We start from the raw sequence: 16,321 nt of genomic DNA on the forward strand, positions 1-16,321 counted from the left end.
AGTCGGGGGGCTGGCTCAGGGGGCAATCTCAGCCGCAATGGCTTTAACCTGCTCTCGATATGCAACCGGGTTGTTCTCCAGCGCAACGCGCATGTCGTGAATAACCTGCCGGACTGCGGCGGGCCGCTTGGTCCAGCCAACGCCAAAGCTCGCCTGCAGAAATTCGCGCAGGTCCTTGCGATCGGGTTCCTTATCGAAGCCCAACCGCGTGGCCAACTCGTTGAACGCTGCGGCCAGGTCCTCGGCATCCGATGTCTCGGCACCTTGCACCGGCTGCACGCCCGACAGCGATTTTTCGGCATCCAAAGGAGGGAAACCGGGCGACTGATCCAGCAGCGTCTGCGGCGTGTTCTCGAGCGCCGTGACCGCCTGCTGCGCGGCTTCGACGTGCGAGAGCCGCGGGCGATCCGAGCCGTCAAGGAGACCGGCCAGGTCCAGATCGGCATCGAGCGTGATGAGCCATTGCATCTGGCGCACCGGCTTGCCGAGCTCAGGATCGATCCGGCTGATCTCGACCTCCTGCTTGCTTACGAAGAACTCGACGCCGACCAGACGTCCGCGCGCCAGCGCAACCGTCTGCATGGCAGCGTGGGCCTTCTGGAGCACGTAAATTGAGGTGGTCGGCATCTGGATCAAACCAAGACCCCGGGTCGCCGGCACCGCAAAGTAGAACGCCGCGGACAGGTTGCAAACGCCCTGCTGATACTGTGGGCAGCTGTGCGGGTCGCAGCGCCCGTCGGGGATGGCATCGTCCTGCCGGAGAATGATCGGGCGGCCGCCCCACACGCGTTTCGCGCGGCTTGCGCGCGCCTCGCGCTGCACCGGCGCATACGTCTTGCAGTAGCGCAAACCGTCCGGGCCGTACTCCGAAAAGAACTGCTTGCCGCTGGCGGTGTAAGTCACCAGCTCGTTGGGCATGTTGCGCAGCCAGTCGTCGAAGGCGAACACCACCGGGAAGCGCCACAGCTTGCGGCCATTGCCGTCGCCGCGGTCTTCGCCGTAGCGCTGCAGGATGTCGTCGGCCACTGCCGGGTTGGTGAAGTCCGACCCACGGCAGGTAAACCACGGTACGTTCTTCGGCACAAGCGCATTGCGCAACTGGGTTCTGCGCTCGATCTCCAGCCCGATGGCTTCATAGGAGTGGCCCTGCGCCACCATGGCGTCATGGATGCGCACGGCTTCGGGATTCTCCCGGGCCTTGCGGGTCAGGACCTTGATGCCCGGCCGGATCTTGCCGATGATCGGCGGGCGCATCGGCCGCTCTTCTAGCAGGCTTCTGGGTCCGTCGAAGCCACCGTAGGTGATGGGTGCATGCATACGTTCAATCTCCTTTCAGAGAGAAAGCGAACGACGCTCGCCCGGATGGACGCAGCATGCTCCCGAAGGCGCAAGGCTGTGTCTGCCCCGCGCTGGGTCGTTACGGTGTTGAGGAAGGCCGCTCGCGCGGCTTCCGGAAGACTGGCGACATGTGCCGCCTCACAGAGGTTGCGCCAGGCCGCCGGCATGTCCTTGTACATCGGACGGCGGCGCTCCAGCGTCGCCGCGATCACGGCGCAAATCTCGGAATCCTGATGCATGGCAGACTCTCCCGAAACGGTCTCTCACAAACGACAAAAGCCCGCGTCCCGGGTACGCCGGAAAGCGAGCTTTGCTAGAGAGACCTGGATGCCACGCCCCTTCCGGGGGCGTGGCACTCAGGGAGCAACGCACAAAGGCGCGCCGCTCATGCGGAGGACGTAAAGTCGTCCTCGTGCAGCATGGTCACGCTGCACAACAACCCATTTCGCGAACCCACAGGTTCGGCCGCAGGTTCACGGATCGGCTCGACGTCAGCCGTTCTGCCTAGGAGGGGCCTGGAGAGAGACGCCACATGGTCCCAGGCTCGAACGGTGTCCAGCGTGCGCTCATGAAGAGGCACAGCCAAAGGCGCGTATTACGAGCTGATGAGGGAAGTGCTCGGCGAAAACACTTATCACAAGGAATATCCACACCGGTAGCCAACCGGTCGGCGCGTGCGCAAATTGCACGACTTGAAGCAGAAGATGGACTCTCAGGGAGTCAGGGTCGATGCGTCAGTGACGCGAGGTGTGAGTGAATTGTGGCACATCACAGGCCGCGGTAAAGGTAGAAAGCTCGCGAATTTGGTGTCTCTTTCTCCGAGCGTGCCAAGCGCAATGTATCTCAAAATTCCAGCTGAGAGAGATTCCACAGCATGGACCATGGCCGAACTTTTCCGTCCTCTTCCCGATGGCGACTCGCGACCCATACCGCCAGTTCCATCATTAGATCCGCCTCCAGACAGCGCGGCTTCGAACACAGGCCCAAAGCCAATTCGGCGCATGCTAAGCGAGGGACGCGTTGCAAAGATTGTTCCGCAAACGGACAGCGGCACGGAGGTGTCGTATTGCACCGACTTCGTGCGTAACTTCCTCCGCAGCGACTACAACTTTTGCACCGCCAAGTTCTCGGTGGCCAGCAAAGGAAAGATCCTCGCGCTCGACGACGCCTTTCGGCAGGCGCAGGAATGGATGGATGCGAGGCTGCAGTGGATCGAATCCAAGCCCCGGCGCCATCTCAGCTTGAAATTCCACCATCGGCAGATCGTTGTAACGCACTCCCTGGCAGGCCGGCTCATTCGCCTGCTGAACCAGCACGACAGGCTCCTCCATCGCACGCTCGGCGCATACATCGCGCAATCCATCTCCGATGCGGAAAAAGATGCTGCAGTCGTCGGCGCGGCCAAGCACATTCGTGCGATTCATCACCTCTGCATTCCTGACAACGATCAGTTCGGACCAGACGGCCGACTGATCGAGAAAGCCTGAAACCCGCTCCAGAGACCGATATGGACATCAAGGAAATCGAGCGTCTGCACGCACAGTACGCAGCCCCTCCCGTCACCATTGAGATGGAAGCCTCTGGGACAACCAGGCTTGACGCACTGTCTGCAGCGCAACCGAGCCAGCCGCCGTCCCAAGGCGGTCACTCAATCGTGGCGCGCATCAGGCCCATCCACTGGCAATGTCTGGGGATTCTGGCCATTGCCGTGCTGGCATTCGGCGGAGGTCGCTGGCTCGCGTCCAATGAAGCGCACAAGGCTCCGGCGAAGACTGCCGCTGCACAACCAGAAGCCACCGGCTCGCCGCCCATGGACGGCGGCCACGAATGGCCCGCGTCACAGCCGTCCGTGTCGCAGCCACTGGTTGCGCTCGGGCCTGCAACGATTGCACCGCCCGCAGCGCCCGAGACCCACTCCGGCGCATCCGCGAGCACGCCAGCTCCGGCGCAGAGCCATGCCAAACCTCAATCGCCCAAGGTCCAGGCGCCGAAGCAGCCTGCCTCCGTCCCGACGCCCGCACGTCAGCCGGTAGCCAGCCCCGCCCCCAGTAACCCGGCGCCGCCCGTGGCCGGCCGTGGCAACGAAATCAAACTGTTCTGATCCCGTCATGAATGCCCAGCGAAACTTCAGTTTGATCCAGGCTGGTCTCAGCATCCACGGACACGTCAGCTCCGATCACGGCGTCAGTTGTTTCGGTCTGGTCGATGGCGATCTCCGTTCGTCCCGAGGCCTCGTCCATATCGGCGCAGAAGGGTTGGTCCGCGGAACCGTCGAAGGCGACCATGTGCTCATCGACGGCACCGTAGAGGGCGACGTTGCTGCCCGGGTGTCGCTCCATATCAATGGCCGCGTGAAGGGCCGGATCGCCTATGCCGGCACGATCCGGCTTGGAAGCTCCGCGGCTCTGGAAGGCACAATCGTGCGAATTCCCGCCCTCACCTTCGGCGACAGCACCGGACCGACGATCGAAGAGGCCGTCTCGCCGGCAACCGAAGGTGACACCACGGCGAAAGCGTGAGCATGCTCAAGGCATTTTTCCGGAAAGCTAGCATATAGACATCGTCTTTCTGCCAAAGCAGAAGAAAAAAAGGGCCCGGCGCTGGATAGCGTCGGGCCCTTTCTTATGCCTGGTCTGGCGATTCTCGCATGCTCACCATCTCTTCTATGGTGAAAAGGTTTCTTACGGTAATCCACGCTCCACGGTAGCCACGCTCATCAATGAAAGCGACGAGCGGCACGCGGCCATCGATGATGCACCGAAACTGCCTCGCTCCGCGCACGGCATCTTCGATCGAATATCTTCGACCGTGTCGCAGTTCAAGCTCGACATTGCCCTGCGACAACCGGATGCCCGGCGCAATGGCTGGTTCGGGCGATGCGACAATCGCAAGCCAGTCATCAAAGGACTGCTGCGTGTTCTCATTGCGGACATCAGCAAACCACTGGTCCACACGCTTCGCGATTCCCTGCCGCGGCAGGTGGTCGACGTCCATCACAAGAAGTTGGGGTTCCAAAGCTCGCTCCTCTGGAGCCCCATGCCGGCAGCACCTGCTCTGCCTCTGGCAACGGCCTGGCCAATGGCCATCCATTTCTGCCAAGTGAGTGATCCGGCGCATTGTTGCGGATCGAGCAAAGTTTTCTGACATGGGGATCCAAAAAGAAAAAGCCCCGGGCACGCCGGGGCTTGAGCCTGCTACGAGCACTTCAGCACCTACCATCGGCACTTATATGGTTCGCTTGAGGCTAGATTTAGAAATGGACAGCGATTGACGGTCACAAGGCTGTCGGGAAAATGACGGAGGACGAAGTGAGCTGCCGATCTAAGTAATCACCTCGACACACTCGCCGAACCGCGGTGGAGCAATGCGATCCAAGGGCGTGACCGATGCCCAAAGGACGGGATATGCCGGGGCCGCGAGCGGGAATTCGCCGTCAAGGTCCGTCAGGTAGACAAGGAATGCCGGTGCAATGCCTTCCTGCTCGAGCCATGCGAATGGCGGCCGGAAACTGGTGCCCCCGCCGCCCTTCAGCGGAGCAAGGTCGACCACATCGTCTCGATCAAACACCTGGACCTGGGTGACCCGGGTATCGCAGTCGATCACGATGAGCCGGGCCGGCTGCAGTTGCTGGTGCACCGCAGTAATTTCCGTCGCGAACTGCCGCTGCGTTTCGTCGAAGACGGAGCCGCTGGAGTCGCGCACGAACACCGCGTCTCCCACCACCTCGGAATGCAAGGAGGGCAGGTAGAGGCCCAGGTGCGCATAGCGGCGATTGGGCACCTTCCAGGTGTAGTCAGCATGGGCAGCCTCGGCGGCGAAACGGTGCAGCACAGCCCGCCAGTCCACCGACGGCCGCAGCGCGGCTTCCACCAGGTGCAGGAGATCGCCAGGCAAGGCGCCGCGCATCTTGGCCGCTTTCGCGGCCTGACTCACGGCGACCCGCCATTCGCTTTCGACGGCCGGCTTGTCGATGCCCGTGTACTGGCGGACCTCGCCGCATCCGTTCGGCTCTGGCGGCGACGGCTCGCCGTCGGACGGCTGCGGCGCCGCGCCTGCTGCACCGCCGGCGGATGGCTCCGGCTGCTGCGAGGATTCCTCCTGTCGCAGCATCGCGTAGATTTCCTCCGCCGACTTGCCAAGGTAGCGGCCATCGAGCAGGACCCCTTGTGGCAGTTTGAACTGCGCATTGAGGACCAGCGGATTGACCGCATAGTCGCAGGCCTGGTTCCACCGATGCTGCTCACGTGCACCCATGCGCCAGCAGTGCCCGTTGGCCACATGCAGTACCTCATGGGCCAGGACGCCGCGAAGCTCCAGGTCATCCAGCTTGTCGAGATATGCAGGGTTGTAGCCCAGGCTCACGCCGTCGACCCACATCGACTCGCAGGTCGGGTCTTCGACGATCGCCAAACGCAGGGCAAGCGCGCCGAAGAACGGCTGCGACAGCACCAGCGCCGCACGCTGCTTCACGATTCGATCATGCATGGCAACCTCAAGCGGCTAGCAGATGCAGCATCGGCATGTCGCCACCCTCGCGCGTCAGCGTGGGCGGCGGCCCGCCCATGAAAGCAGCCATCTGCGCCTCGATCTCCATCGCGCGCTCGGCCACGTTCAGGCGCAGCAGCGGGTCATCCTTGAGCTGCGCCCCGGTATAGCAGGCCAGCTGTTCCTGGGTCTTGGCGAGGATCTCCGTCAGGACCGGATCGTCGGAGAAGTTCAGTCGCGGCAATAGCGCACTGAGCTCGCGCACCTTGTCGGCAACGTCAAGCCGCACGTTGCCTTCCCCATACAGGCGGTTGGCAAAGTGCTGCACCGCTTCGTAAAGACGGCTGACCAGGTCGTTGTTCGCGGTTTTCACCGCACCCAAGACTTTGGCATCCATCTCTTCGCGAATGCCGTGCAGGACGTCCGGGGGCAAATCTATGCCGAACTGACTGGCATCGGGGAACGGCAGCACGGAGAAGCGCACGCCGAACTTGCGGCGCAGCTCGGCCTCGGTCGGATAATCCGCCTCGTCAAAGAGCCCATTGAGCGCAACACGGGCTTCGTCCTTGAGCCGCGGATAGTCGGCAAGAAACTGAGCCGTCGCCGCGTCGAACTGATCGCCCAGGGCCCGCAGCTTCTCGGCGACGTCCATGTAGACGGCCGTGGGAAGCAGGCGCACGCCGAGCTGATCATAATCCAGCGAATGGCTATCGAAGAGCGCGCGGGCGCGGTTGCCGATGGCGCATACTTCCTTGTACGACGTCGCGCCATCGGTCAGCAGCCGCTTGTTGAAGCGGCCAATGTCCTTGGCTTCGTGCTTGGCCTCGACCTCTTGCGTTGCACGGGTGTCGAACCGGCGCGCGCGCCAGACCGAGATATTGAGCGTCGCGAGCATGACGCGGGACGTCAGGTTGGTAATGTTCATGATGGATTCCTCAGAGGGAGTCACCGCGCGAAGGCGGCAGGAAATGAAAACGGCCGGCCCGGGGGAACCCGGGGCCGGCCAGCAGATGTGTTGAAGCAGGAAAGCGACCTACTGGCCGCGGATGTGGGCGCCAATGGGGCCGCCCTGCGCCACGATGAACGCTGGGGTACTGGCGATCGATGCATCGCGCTCCACGGCGTCACGGACCAGCAGCACGGCAAATTCACCGAGCCCGGCTTCGTGCAGCCGATTCGCGTAAACCATCACGCGATCGAAATTGTTGGCATTGGCCAGGCGCGCCAGCGCCGTGACAATGCCATATTGCACAGCCACGTCCGTCGGAATCGGCGCCGTTGACGGCGCAGCGAGGACGCCGTCTGGCGAAGGCATCTGGCGAAAGAGACGCTTGAACGCCACAAACTCTGTCGCAGCGCCCTGCCCCACCGCGCCGGCGAAGGTGACGTGCTCCAGTTCGGCGGGCACCACCTGCGACAGCTTGCCCACCATTCCCCAGGACCGCGGGCTCGGCAGGTTCTCAATCTCGCGGGTGCGATTCGCCGACAGCAGCAAGTCCGGCCGGAAGCGCAGGAATGCAATCAGCTCCGGCGGCTGGCCCGTCGCAACGGCCCAGCGCGTCCAGTCCTCGATCGACGTGGTCAGCTCCACGATGGTCGCGAAGCGGGACTTCAGCGGATCGAGAATGTTGGAGACGCCCGCGTTGTCGATGCGGCGATTGGTCGCGGCAACGAAGGTGACATGTGGCGGCAGCACGTGCTCACCGATTTTCCGGGCGAGCAGCAGCTGCATCTTGGCGGCCTGGACCGCGGGTGTGGCCTGGCCCAGGTCGTCGATGAACCAGACCAATGGGCGGCGAGCGCTGAGCGCGCGTTCGAGATCGCCGAAAGGCAGAAAGCGTGCATGCGCACCGTCGGCCGACGGAAAGGGCAAGCCTTTCGAATCGGTCGGGTCTTCGACCACCGGGTGCGAAATCAGCAGGTCGGATCCGGCGTCCGAAGCAGCCCGGGCGACGATGTCGCTCTTGCCGATGCCGGGCGCTCCCGCCACAAGGACCGGCAGCATGGCCGGGATGCAGGCGGCGAGCAGTTTTTGCAGTTGGGAGGGGTTTAGTTCCATGGGATTCCTCAGGGGAAGTCCCACAGGCCGTCCCCACAGGGAGCGGTCCCTGTGGGAAGGTTCAAGAGATGGCCTGCTTGCCGGCGTTGGGGTCGATGCGTCAACGACGCTGGTAAAACTGTGTTTGGACTGATCCGTACCAGTGCAAACACCGCTTTGATGACGAAAGGCTAACGCTTCCGGCCTCTGCCGGTAACGACGAAAGCTCAGGCAAACAGTACGTGATTCAAGGAAGCTTCCCCGGCCCGGAAGGGCCAGGGAAGTGCATCAAGCCGCGATGGCAGCGGGAACGGCTGCTTGCGCGAGCCGGGCCCGTGCATAGGAAAGGGTCCCATCCTTGGCGCGCAGCGGTCGCGACATGCCGCGTCGCGGATTGCAGATGCGATAGGCGCGCGCGCGGCCGCGTGGCATGTCGATGATTTCCGAGAAGCCCTCGGCAATACAGAAATCGACGTACTCGCGACCGTTCAGCACCTTGCCGCCTTCCAGGCGCCAATTGGAAGCCTCCGCGCGCTTGCGGGCGTCCTCGAACTCGCGCGCGGCCGCACGGTCGGCTTTCGCTGCTGCCGCCTCGGTCTCCCAACGCTCCTGCTCCGCTGGCGAGAACCCACACAGCTCAAAAATCCGCCGGCGGCGCAGCGCCGCGGTGCACTGCAGGAGATCGACACCGGTCACTTCACGCAAGGCGCGCTTGCTATCGGTGTTCCAGTCCTTGGGGCTATCGAAGACCTCCAGCACCGCGGCAACGTCACGCTGCAGGACCGCCAGCGCAACCATGTTGGCCCAGTCGTAGCCAGCGCAGGTGCGATCGGCAACGGCGCGCCGCGCGAGATCATCGAAGTGCCGCTGGCTGATTTCCAGGGCTTCGCGCTGGGCCTTGGCGCGCTCCATCGTGGCGTCGAATCGCCGCTGTGTGGTGAGCGCGTGGATGCGTTGCGCCAGCGGCGACACCGGTGTCGCGGCCGGCCCTTTCGGCCCTTTCGCAGCGTCAAGAGCCACAGCCGTACGCGGCTGCAGCATGCCAGCTGAGAACAAGGCGTCGTCGACCTGCACGACCCCACAGCCCACTGGCAGCCTTCGCACGATGGCGAGCAGCTTCCCCGCGTTGTCCGCTGTGATCTTCAGCCCATCGTGCCGCATGACGTGGCAGAGGCCCTGCAACTGCGCAGGCGATAGCGCGCCACGCAGTGCCGGCACCTCGATCAGCGGCCGCAACCAGGTCAGGTCGTGCTTGCCGATCTCAGGATCGTCGCGGTAGGCGCTCAGTACGCATTCGCGCACCTTCTCGCCGCGCAGCAAGACATAGGCAACATGCAGCTCGTGGCGCGCGTTTGGGCTCGCGCCTGGTGCGTATGCGGGGCCCTGCCGACCGTAGCCGAAGCGGCGACGGAACTCATTGTCGACGAAGGCCGCGATGTCAAAAGGCCCCTCGGCTTCAAACAAATCCCGGGTGTGAAGCAGCGGCCCGGTTTCGGCGGCAGCCAGATCGATCGCCTCTTCAGGGAAGAACGCCAGGCGGCCCGCGGCAACGACCGCGCCCCAAGAGGCGCGGCTCATCTCATGCGGGCGCAGGACCTTGCCGTCCACCCGGACAATGTACCGCTCAACCTCATCGAGGATCTGGACCAGGATTGAACGAGCCGTACCGCGCGGGCACACTGCCATCCGGCCCGACTTCAGTTGATGCACGGCGATATCACCGCGCTCGACATGGCGCACGGTGACGTCTGCCGGCCGCGGTGCGGCCATGCCTCGTCGGTCCTGGTTGAGGTATTCCAGCACGCCGGCGAGCGTCGTGCGCATTTCGGATCGGGCCGATCCTATGGAAATTACGTACATGATGTGCTCCGGAGACGGAACACGCCCTCTCGGGGCGTGCCCCGAGAGGGTTGGAAAATGCCGTGGTGCTACACCAGGGCGGCAATGCGATGCGCAGGCGTGCGACAGGCGACCACCCGAGCCGCGGCGAACTGCGACAGCAGTTCGGGACAATCGATGCGCCAGATTGCGCCGCCTTGAATGGGCCCAGGCGACACGCGGCCCGCGTCCGTGAACTTGCCGCTGGCCAGCAGCGCCGCTTTGAGATCCGCCGGAAGGTTCCAGTCGGCGGCCACGCAGAATTCACCGTCGAGCAATGGCGTGCCCGGCAAGTTGACGCTGAGCGAGGCATACGGCATGCCGTCGTCTGCGCAGATCAGCTGGATGGCCGGGCGCAGGTTGGCGTCGTAGAGACCGACGCGCAGCTGCACGCCGGCGGGATAGCTGGCCACGCCAGCGCCAAAAACAATTGCGTCCATCGAGGGGTTTCCCGAGATTAGGGAGCCGCCCCGACGGGACGACGCCCGTGTGGGGTGAGAAAGAAAAAGCGCTTCCAGAGGGAAGCGCTTGGGGACTTGCTGATCGCCGACGCATGCGCGCCAGCGTCACGGCGAGTTGGCCTAGTCGTTGCGGTCAAGATGCTCGCGCATGCGCTCGCGATCCGCGTTGCGCAATACCCAGAGCCCAAAGCCGGCGATGCACAGAGTGAGGCCGAGAACAAATGGACCAAACATCACTTATCTCCTTTTGCGAGAACAGCGCCTATGGCAAATAGTACCGCAGCGCCGGCCAGCAAGCATGCTGCGTTGATAGCGGTCGCTACCGTCCAGGCTTGAATTCCGGCCGCATAACCCACGAAGCCGACAGCGCAGGCTGCCGAAAGCGTGTGGTAGTAGCGGCCATAGGCCTGCATCTGGTCTTTGCTCGGTTTGCGAAACGCGTCAATCAGCCGGGTCAGCCAGGCGTCGCTCGTGGCGTGCCTGACATCCAGCTTATAGCGCGCATCTTCGAGTAGAAGCAGCGGGATTGCATATCCCCCCTGATGAGCGACGATGGCATAGCCTTCACCCGCTTCCAGCGCTGCGCGCACGCGCAGCAGCATGCGCTTGGGTAATTCAACAACATCGTTGGCGTGCAACGATGCAAAGCCCGTCGTTTCCTCGCCTGACGTTGCTGTGAACGTGACTTTGATGAGCCTCATGCCGTGGCCCTCAACCGCGCCGCCCGGCCACCACGCGAAGCGTGGAAACCAGTTCGGCATAGCCACGTTGCGTAGCCAGCGACTCCACGCTGACTGTATTGTCGCGGCCACCGGCCATGTCATTGCGACCGCGGCACGTCCGATAGGACATGCGAATGCCCTCGGCGCCAGGCGGATGCTGAATTTCTACCAGCAACGAGTCGGTCTGCAACGCAAACACGTTGACGTCGCGCCGGCGCTGGCGATGCTCGCGGATCGTGTAATCGCGCGGGCGCAAAGCCATGTCGCCAGCAAATCGACGCAGCACGCGGCATGCGTCACGGCGCAGGTCCTGGCATGCCGCCGGATTGTCTGGAAAAGGTGCGAAGAAGGACTTGGGAAGTTTCATGGATATCCTCTGAATAGCTGGGGACATCCCTTCCCTGCCGGGACGAGTGTCCCGCAAGGGTTGGCCCGGCGATGCCGGACATTGGGTCGATGCGTCTATGACGCGGGTAAAAGCGGCTTGCCGAACCCCGAAGGGTTGGGCAAGCCCTCTCGGGCTTGCGAATGGGATGAGCTGGACTCAGGCGACATCGAACATCTTGCTGATCGCACGAACGCTGTCCCAAGCTTGACGCTCGGTCAACGACTTGCCGACCAACAGCTTCTGCGCGGTGGTGGACACGCCCGCTGCATCACCCTGAAGGCCGATGCGATCGACGTGGATGGCCCAGCCTTCGGACCAGCCGCGATGCACGGAGATGGCGATGCGTTCACGAGCGCCAAACTGGGGCCACTGGCGTGACGACTTCGGGCCGTACAGCGCCTCGTTGTCGTCATCCATAAAGTTGCTCGCGTTGAGCCATTCCGGATCGAGTCCGGCGCTGCGCAACTGACGACGGATGTCGTCGGCGACTTCAAAAATGTATCTCCCCTTCGTTTCGATGGGGGCGATGGAGATGGGGGTTGCTTCTGCGACGTCGAACATGTGAATTGCTCCTGTTCGCGACAGAGCCCCCACGCGGGAGGCCCGCGCGGGGGAAAGAGAAGGGATGGGGCTCCGACTGGAGCCAGGTCAGCGAGTGAGGCGGGAACCGCCAGCACCCGAGACGAGGTACAGCCGCTCGCCAGTGACGAACTGCTGATCCGCGTCTTGCGTGACAACAATCTGGCGGCCGCTGTCCGTACGGACAATGACCTCCACGCCGCTGCGACGGCTCAGGTGATTGGCGGCCGTCTGAGCGATGACCGCAGAAACGGTGCCCGAGAGCGCGCCGGCTAGGTAACGGCCATTGCCGTTGCCGATGACGCGCGCACCCAGTACCGCGCCAACAACAGCACCCAGAACACCCGGCACGCCGGTGTTCGCAGACATCAAGCCGTCGGTATCAGCAATCGTTACTGGGCGGACCCGGACGACTGTGACAGCTTCAGCGGTACCTGGCCTCAGCGCTTCGGAACCCCGATAGGTATTCGGCGAAGTCGGCTGGGCGGCGCAGCCAGCAAAGACGGCGCAGCAAAGGAAAAGCAGGAAGAAACGCTTGATCATGTTGGCCTCAATGAAGAACGGGCCAACATGCCCACGGGCATGAGGCCCGTAGGGGGAAGGGAGATGTCCGGCTATACAACCGGAAGGGTCGATGCGTCTGAGACGCGGTAGGTGCAGCAATGTTAGCAGGGTCAGCCGCGATTGTGGAGAGGGCTGATGGGGTAGCCACCTGCTACCACCGTGGCGCGGGCCGGTGCATCCACGAGTTGCCAGCACCAGCTTTCGCCAAGCGAATAGAGCTGCAAATGTTCGCCGTCCACGATTTGCGGTCCCGCATGGAACCATTCTGCCTCGCCGTTCTCGTCGAACAGGAAGGCATGGCGCGCCTCAACGTACACGAGGCCTGGCATCACTCCACAGAGACTGATCACGTCCTGGCGGGTAAACAGCGGGACGGCAAAGCCGTTCCACATTGAGCCGTTCCAGTACGCCCACACGAAGGCATTGTCTGGCAGCCAGCTGCCCGTCACGCGAACGCGGCGCCATGCACGGCTCGTACCGCTTTGATTGGGGGAGTCGTTCATGATGTGCTCCGAAGAAGGAAAGGAGCACACCGCCAGGGCAGGTGCCCCAACGGGTTGAAAATTCAAAGTGGCGAAGTGCCACGAGGTCGATGCGTCCTGGACGCGAGGTGTGACGCGATCCTAGCAGCGCGGGACGAGCTCATCAAGTCGGCTGCCACAAAAGAAAAAAGCCATCCCCAAACGTCGGGGATGGCGGGCTCAGTCGGCTTGGCGAGGCGCGCGCGTCGCGCGCTTCGGCTCAGGTAGGTGATACCCGAATCTCGCCCAAGCCTGGGGGTCGATCGGCAGCGGGTTGGTGCGACCGGCTGCCAGATTCACAAACGCGCCGCAGTACTGCAGGGTGCCCGTGCGGAACAGCGTCCACAGCAAATTGTACGCCTGCACCGCGATCGCCTGGTTGATCACCAGCGATTGCCTGCTGAGCGCATCGGCCATCGAACAGGACGGCGCGGTGTCCTTCTTGTCCCCTTTCGGGTCCAGCAGTTCAGGGAACAAGTCGCCCACATGGGGCAGCCGTTCCGCCGCCTTGCCGCGGACCTGCCCAAGAATGATCTGGCCGCTGTCCGACTCGTTGCCGCAGTCGAGGTAATAGCCGCCACCGCCACGCGTCATCGCGCCCAGGATCGCCTTGCGCGCGCGACGCGTATCGACGCAGCCGATCACCATGTCACAGCGAAAGCGGTCGCGACTGTCAACGCGACTGACCCGCGCTTCCCAGCGCGTGCCCATTAGGTTGTTCAGGCGATTCACCAGCAAAGTTGCCTTCGGCTGGCCAACATCGACCGGATAGAATCCCTGTCGGCCAACATTGGTCTCGCTGACGAGGTCATCATCGTAGACGGTGCAGGCGATACCGCCGGGGTGGCCCAATTCCAGCATCGCGTGGTGCAAACGTGCCAGATTGGGAAGCAGCGCACTACCCGTACCGCCGGCACCGACCACGATGACGTTCCAGGCGCGCCTGGTCATGGCCGTAGGAATGCGATGCTCAATCATGCCATCGCCTCCTCACAGGCGGCATACCACTCCGCCGGCACCTTTTCCACCTTCTCGAAAATGCCCTTGGCACACAGCCGCAGCGCCATGGAAGGCACCGCGGATGCGCAATTGCCAATCACGAACGCGAACTTCACGTCGTGCCGGTCGTCACCATCGTCGGTGGCGGAGAAAAACGCCGGTGAACGGCCATGAGAATGGCAATCGACCACCAGCACATCGTCTGTGCCGAGCTCGGGCCGCTGATACTTCAGGTGGCCAGCGCTGTGCTCGAGGATGCCAACCGGGACGAGACGGAACGCCGCGGTCGTGGCGTTCCAAACGATCCAGGCACCCGTTTCCTTCGGATGGGCCTCGCGCGCCATGGCGGCGAACTCTCCGATCAGCTTCGCCGGGATGCGGCCGCAGACCAGGTCCGTTTCCTCCCGGGCGTCGCCGTACGGTACAGCGGTGCGATGCTGAAACTGCCCGAGGCAGCGCACCAGCCGGATCCAGGGGCGTGAAACTTCGAGAAATACACCGTTCGCGGCAATGAGAAGCCGCTCGCCGGCCCGGGACATGGGTTCGAGCTTGGAGAAGCGCGGCACCATGACCGACGGGAACGACTGTTGCAGGGTGACATCAGCAGGATGCATGATCATTTATCCAGTTTGCCGGCGATCAGATCGGCCAGCGTGCGTTTCATGGGGATGAGGACTTGCTTCGGGTAGTCGGTGAACCGGCCGTCGAGCATGTCCTTCCAAAAGGCATAGGGACCGCGCTCGAAGTTGACGCGCGGATTCCCATGGTTGGGATGGGTGAAGGCCGAATCGAAGAACCCCGATTCCCAGCCGGCAATCGAGACGACGTCGATCTGCTTGGGCACATGTGCGCTGCCAATGCAGATCTTCCCGTTGTCCCAGGTGTTGAAGTACGGCGGCTCGTGCAGCAGCGCGGCCGGTATCGGCCGGTCCTCGCCAGACAGCGCGAACACGCGGAATCCCGCGTGCGAGGCTTGGAAGACCAAGCCCGGATGCGGCACCACTGCGCTGCGTTCTCCAAATTCGTTGCACTGGAAGAACACGCGGCGTTGGCATGGCGGGCACCACCACGTCACCGCGGTCGGACTGATTGACAGGACATTCGGCGTGAGGAACTCGCCTTTTGGCAGCGATGCTTCTGCAACCTGGCGCACGGCCTGAATCAGCGCCTGTCGATTGAGCGGCGTGCCGGCCCCGATGACGGGACGGCCAGTGCTTGCGTCAGGTTCGATCCGATGCGCGGTGGCATACGAGAACTCGGCGACAGAGCGGCCGTACAGCAAAATGGCGCCTTGCAGCGCCACGTCATGCGACCGCGTGGCGGTCAGGATCTCGGCCATGAGGCTCTCCTATGAAGAGATGAAAGTCAAGACACGGTCTAGCGCACCGATGATCTGCAGCATGCTGGCCAGATCACCGAACTGCTGGCGGATAGCCTGGCGCTGCGTCGCGATGGGAATGAAGCACTGGAACATCGTGGCCTCGCCACTGTTGCTCGCGCACTCGAAATGGTTGTCGAGCACTTCCGATACGTAGTTGCTCTCGCAATACGCGATCGTGGCTGCGGAGTAGGCTGGCTCAGCCCATTGGGCGCCGGCGATTGCTGATCGATCGCGCGCTCTCGCCAACGTCAGCCGCAGATCGGCCAAAGCCGCGCAGGTTTCACCCAGCCACGCATCGTCCGAGCGTGCCAAAGCACGCAAGGTGCGTTGCGAAAGGACCCTAAGGCTGGACGAGCCGGCCTGGACATGCGAATGCCGTGGCAGGGTGTCATCGGGCGCAAGCTCCGGCCGTACGACCGAAGGCAGATAGCGCTCGATGTCCGCGTCATCTCCGCCCCAGTTTTCCTTCAGGAATTCCCGCGCACTGTCGTCATCCGCCAAGGTCGCGTCGTAGTCCCAATGCCACCGGGCAAATTCGTCCAGCAACACATCGGGCGTTCGCACGAAGAGTGACCTCGAGCAGGCGGCGTCGACGAGACTCATGGCTGTGAAAAGCAACGAGGGGTCCGCCGCGCGCAGCGCCTGTGCCCTGGCAGTGCCGATTGAAAACACTTGCTCCCCGGGCAGCTCAATCGCCAGGTAAAGCGGCGAATTGAGCGCGTCTTCCCAACCGAACTGGGTCAGCTGGTCCGCCGCGGCGGCCTGGTCGATCAACGCGAAGCCAAACTGCAGGCGCTGACAGTGCGGGATGCGCGGGTTCAACCACGCGAACATCGCTTGCGCGAAGGCGTCGCCGGCCCCGGTGGGATCGGACACGTCGCTCGCTCGCAGCACACCTGCGTCGAACTGGGCGATCACCAGGTCGGTGATCTCGACCTCATCGCAGAAGGTCACGCGCGCCGCGGCT

Annotated in this window: 20 protein-coding genes; 3 read left to right on the plus strand and 17 right to left on the minus strand. The window is 63.3% G+C overall.

Features of this window, described 5'->3' with window-relative positions; genetic code table 11:
* Nucleotides 1-15 precede the first annotated feature (15 nt).
* Together VSR71_RS28130 and VSR71_RS35360 are read right to left on the minus strand one after the other, a co-directional pair.
* On the minus strand, nt 16-1,317 hold the full coding sequence (locus tag VSR71_RS28130) for a hypothetical protein (RefSeq protein WP_115683930.1): 1,302 nt from the start codon (nt 1,315-1,317) through the stop codon (nt 16-18).
* Nucleotides 1,266-1,577 (minus strand): DUF7696 family protein, encoded by a 312-nt coding sequence (locus VSR71_RS35360; RefSeq protein WP_115666878.1) that lies wholly within the window; start codon nt 1,575-1,577, stop codon nt 1,266-1,268. Before VSR71_RS35360 ends, VSR71_RS28130 begins: the two co-directional genes overlap by 52 nt.
* Nucleotides 1,578-2,219: 642 nt before the next feature.
* Here VSR71_RS35360 and VSR71_RS28135 point away from each other — a divergent pair.
* From VSR71_RS28135 to VSR71_RS28145, 3 genes are read left to right on the plus strand one after another with little or no spacing between them, the layout of a single operon-like run.
* Nucleotides 2,220-2,825 carry a hypothetical protein gene (locus VSR71_RS28135; RefSeq protein WP_147298471.1) on the plus strand — a complete coding sequence of 202 codons (606 nt, stop codon included), beginning with the start codon at nt 2,220-2,222 and terminating at the stop codon, nt 2,823-2,825.
* A gap of 20 nt (nt 2,826-2,845) precedes the next feature.
* The gene (locus VSR71_RS28140; protein ID WP_147298472.1) at nt 2,846-3,439 is read left to right on the plus strand and encodes a hypothetical protein; all 594 of its coding nucleotides are present in this window, start codon (nt 2,846-2,848) and stop codon (nt 3,437-3,439) included.
* A 7-nt stretch (nt 3,440-3,446) separates the two neighbouring features.
* On the plus strand, nt 3,447-3,857 hold the full coding sequence (locus VSR71_RS28145; RefSeq protein ID WP_115683932.1) for a bactofilin family protein: 411 nt from the start codon (nt 3,447-3,449) through the stop codon (nt 3,855-3,857).
* Between the two features lie 103 nt (nt 3,858-3,960).
* Here VSR71_RS28145 and VSR71_RS28150 read toward each other — a convergent pair whose 3' ends face one another.
* The 15 genes from VSR71_RS28150 to VSR71_RS28220 all read right to left on the minus strand — a co-directional run bounded on the left by VSR71_RS28150 (nt 3,961) and on the right by VSR71_RS28220 (nt 16,308).
* Entirely contained in the window at nt 3,961-4,353 is a 393-nt protein-coding gene (locus VSR71_RS28150) for a hypothetical protein (protein ID WP_147298473.1), read from the minus strand.
* 306 nt (nt 4,354-4,659) lie between these two features.
* Nucleotides 4,660-5,823: a vWA domain-containing protein gene (locus tag VSR71_RS28155; RefSeq protein WP_115683934.1), complete on the minus strand. Its 1,164-nt coding sequence runs from the start codon at nt 5,821-5,823 to the stop codon at nt 4,660-4,662.
* Nucleotides 5,824-5,830: 7 nt separating this feature from the next.
* Nucleotides 5,831-6,748, minus strand: a complete 918-nt coding sequence (locus VSR71_RS28160) for a hypothetical protein (protein ID WP_115683935.1) — start codon at nt 6,746-6,748, stop codon at nt 5,831-5,833.
* A 108-nt stretch (nt 6,749-6,856) separates the two neighbouring features.
* The gene (locus tag VSR71_RS28165; protein WP_115683936.1) at nt 6,857-7,882 is read right to left on the minus strand and encodes an ATP-binding protein; all 1,026 of its coding nucleotides are present in this window, start codon (nt 7,880-7,882) and stop codon (nt 6,857-6,859) included.
* 267 nt (nt 7,883-8,149) lie between these two features.
* Nucleotides 8,150-9,721 carry a hypothetical protein gene (locus tag VSR71_RS28170; protein WP_115683937.1) on the minus strand — a complete coding sequence of 524 codons (1,572 nt, stop codon included), beginning with the start codon at nt 9,719-9,721 and terminating at the stop codon, nt 8,150-8,152.
* A gap of 68 nt (nt 9,722-9,789) precedes the next feature.
* A complete protein-coding gene (locus VSR71_RS28175) occupies nt 9,790-10,179 on the minus strand; it encodes a hypothetical protein (RefSeq protein WP_115683938.1) in 390 nt (129 codons plus the stop codon).
* Between the two features lie 254 nt (nt 10,180-10,433).
* Nucleotides 10,434-10,901, minus strand: coding sequence for a hypothetical protein (locus tag VSR71_RS28180; protein ID WP_231942357.1), 468 nt, complete (start codon nt 10,899-10,901; stop codon nt 10,434-10,436).
* A 10-nt stretch (nt 10,902-10,911) separates the two neighbouring features.
* On the minus strand, nt 10,912-11,289 hold the full coding sequence (locus VSR71_RS28185) for a hypothetical protein (RefSeq protein WP_115683939.1): 378 nt from the start codon (nt 11,287-11,289) through the stop codon (nt 10,912-10,914).
* A 177-nt stretch (nt 11,290-11,466) separates the two neighbouring features.
* Nucleotides 11,467-11,871 carry a hypothetical protein gene (locus tag VSR71_RS28190; RefSeq protein ID WP_115683940.1) on the minus strand — a complete coding sequence of 135 codons (405 nt, stop codon included), beginning with the start codon at nt 11,869-11,871 and terminating at the stop codon, nt 11,467-11,469.
* A gap of 87 nt (nt 11,872-11,958) precedes the next feature.
* On the minus strand, nt 11,959-12,432 hold the full coding sequence (locus VSR71_RS28195; protein ID WP_115683941.1) for a glycine zipper 2TM domain-containing protein: 474 nt from the start codon (nt 12,430-12,432) through the stop codon (nt 11,959-11,961).
* A 131-nt stretch (nt 12,433-12,563) separates the two neighbouring features.
* On the minus strand, nt 12,564-12,956 hold the full coding sequence (locus VSR71_RS28200) for a hypothetical protein (protein ID WP_197717980.1): 393 nt from the start codon (nt 12,954-12,956) through the stop codon (nt 12,564-12,566).
* 198 nt (nt 12,957-13,154) lie between these two features.
* On the minus strand, nt 13,155-13,952 hold the full coding sequence (locus tag VSR71_RS28205; RefSeq protein WP_115683942.1) for a PRTRC system ThiF family protein: 798 nt from the start codon (nt 13,950-13,952) through the stop codon (nt 13,155-13,157).
* Entirely contained in the window at nt 13,949-14,587 is a 639-nt protein-coding gene (locus VSR71_RS28210) for a PRTRC system protein A (protein ID WP_115684039.1), read from the minus strand. Before VSR71_RS28210 ends, VSR71_RS28205 begins: the two co-directional genes overlap by 4 nt.
* A gap of 2 nt (nt 14,588-14,589) precedes the next feature.
* Complete coding sequence (locus VSR71_RS28215) at nt 14,590-15,312, minus strand: PRTRC system protein B (protein ID WP_115683943.1); 723 nt, start codon at nt 15,310-15,312, stop codon at nt 14,590-14,592.
* A 9-nt stretch (nt 15,313-15,321) separates the two neighbouring features.
* Nucleotides 15,322-16,308, minus strand: coding sequence for a PRTRC system protein F (locus VSR71_RS28220; protein ID WP_231942358.1), 987 nt, complete (start codon nt 16,306-16,308; stop codon nt 15,322-15,324).
* Nucleotides 16,309-16,321: the final 13 nt, after the last annotated feature.

The organism is Cupriavidus oxalaticus, assembly GCF_038900635.1.
In the GTDB taxonomy this organism is placed as follows: Bacteria; Pseudomonadota; Gammaproteobacteria; order Burkholderiales; family Burkholderiaceae; genus Cupriavidus; species Cupriavidus oxalaticus_B.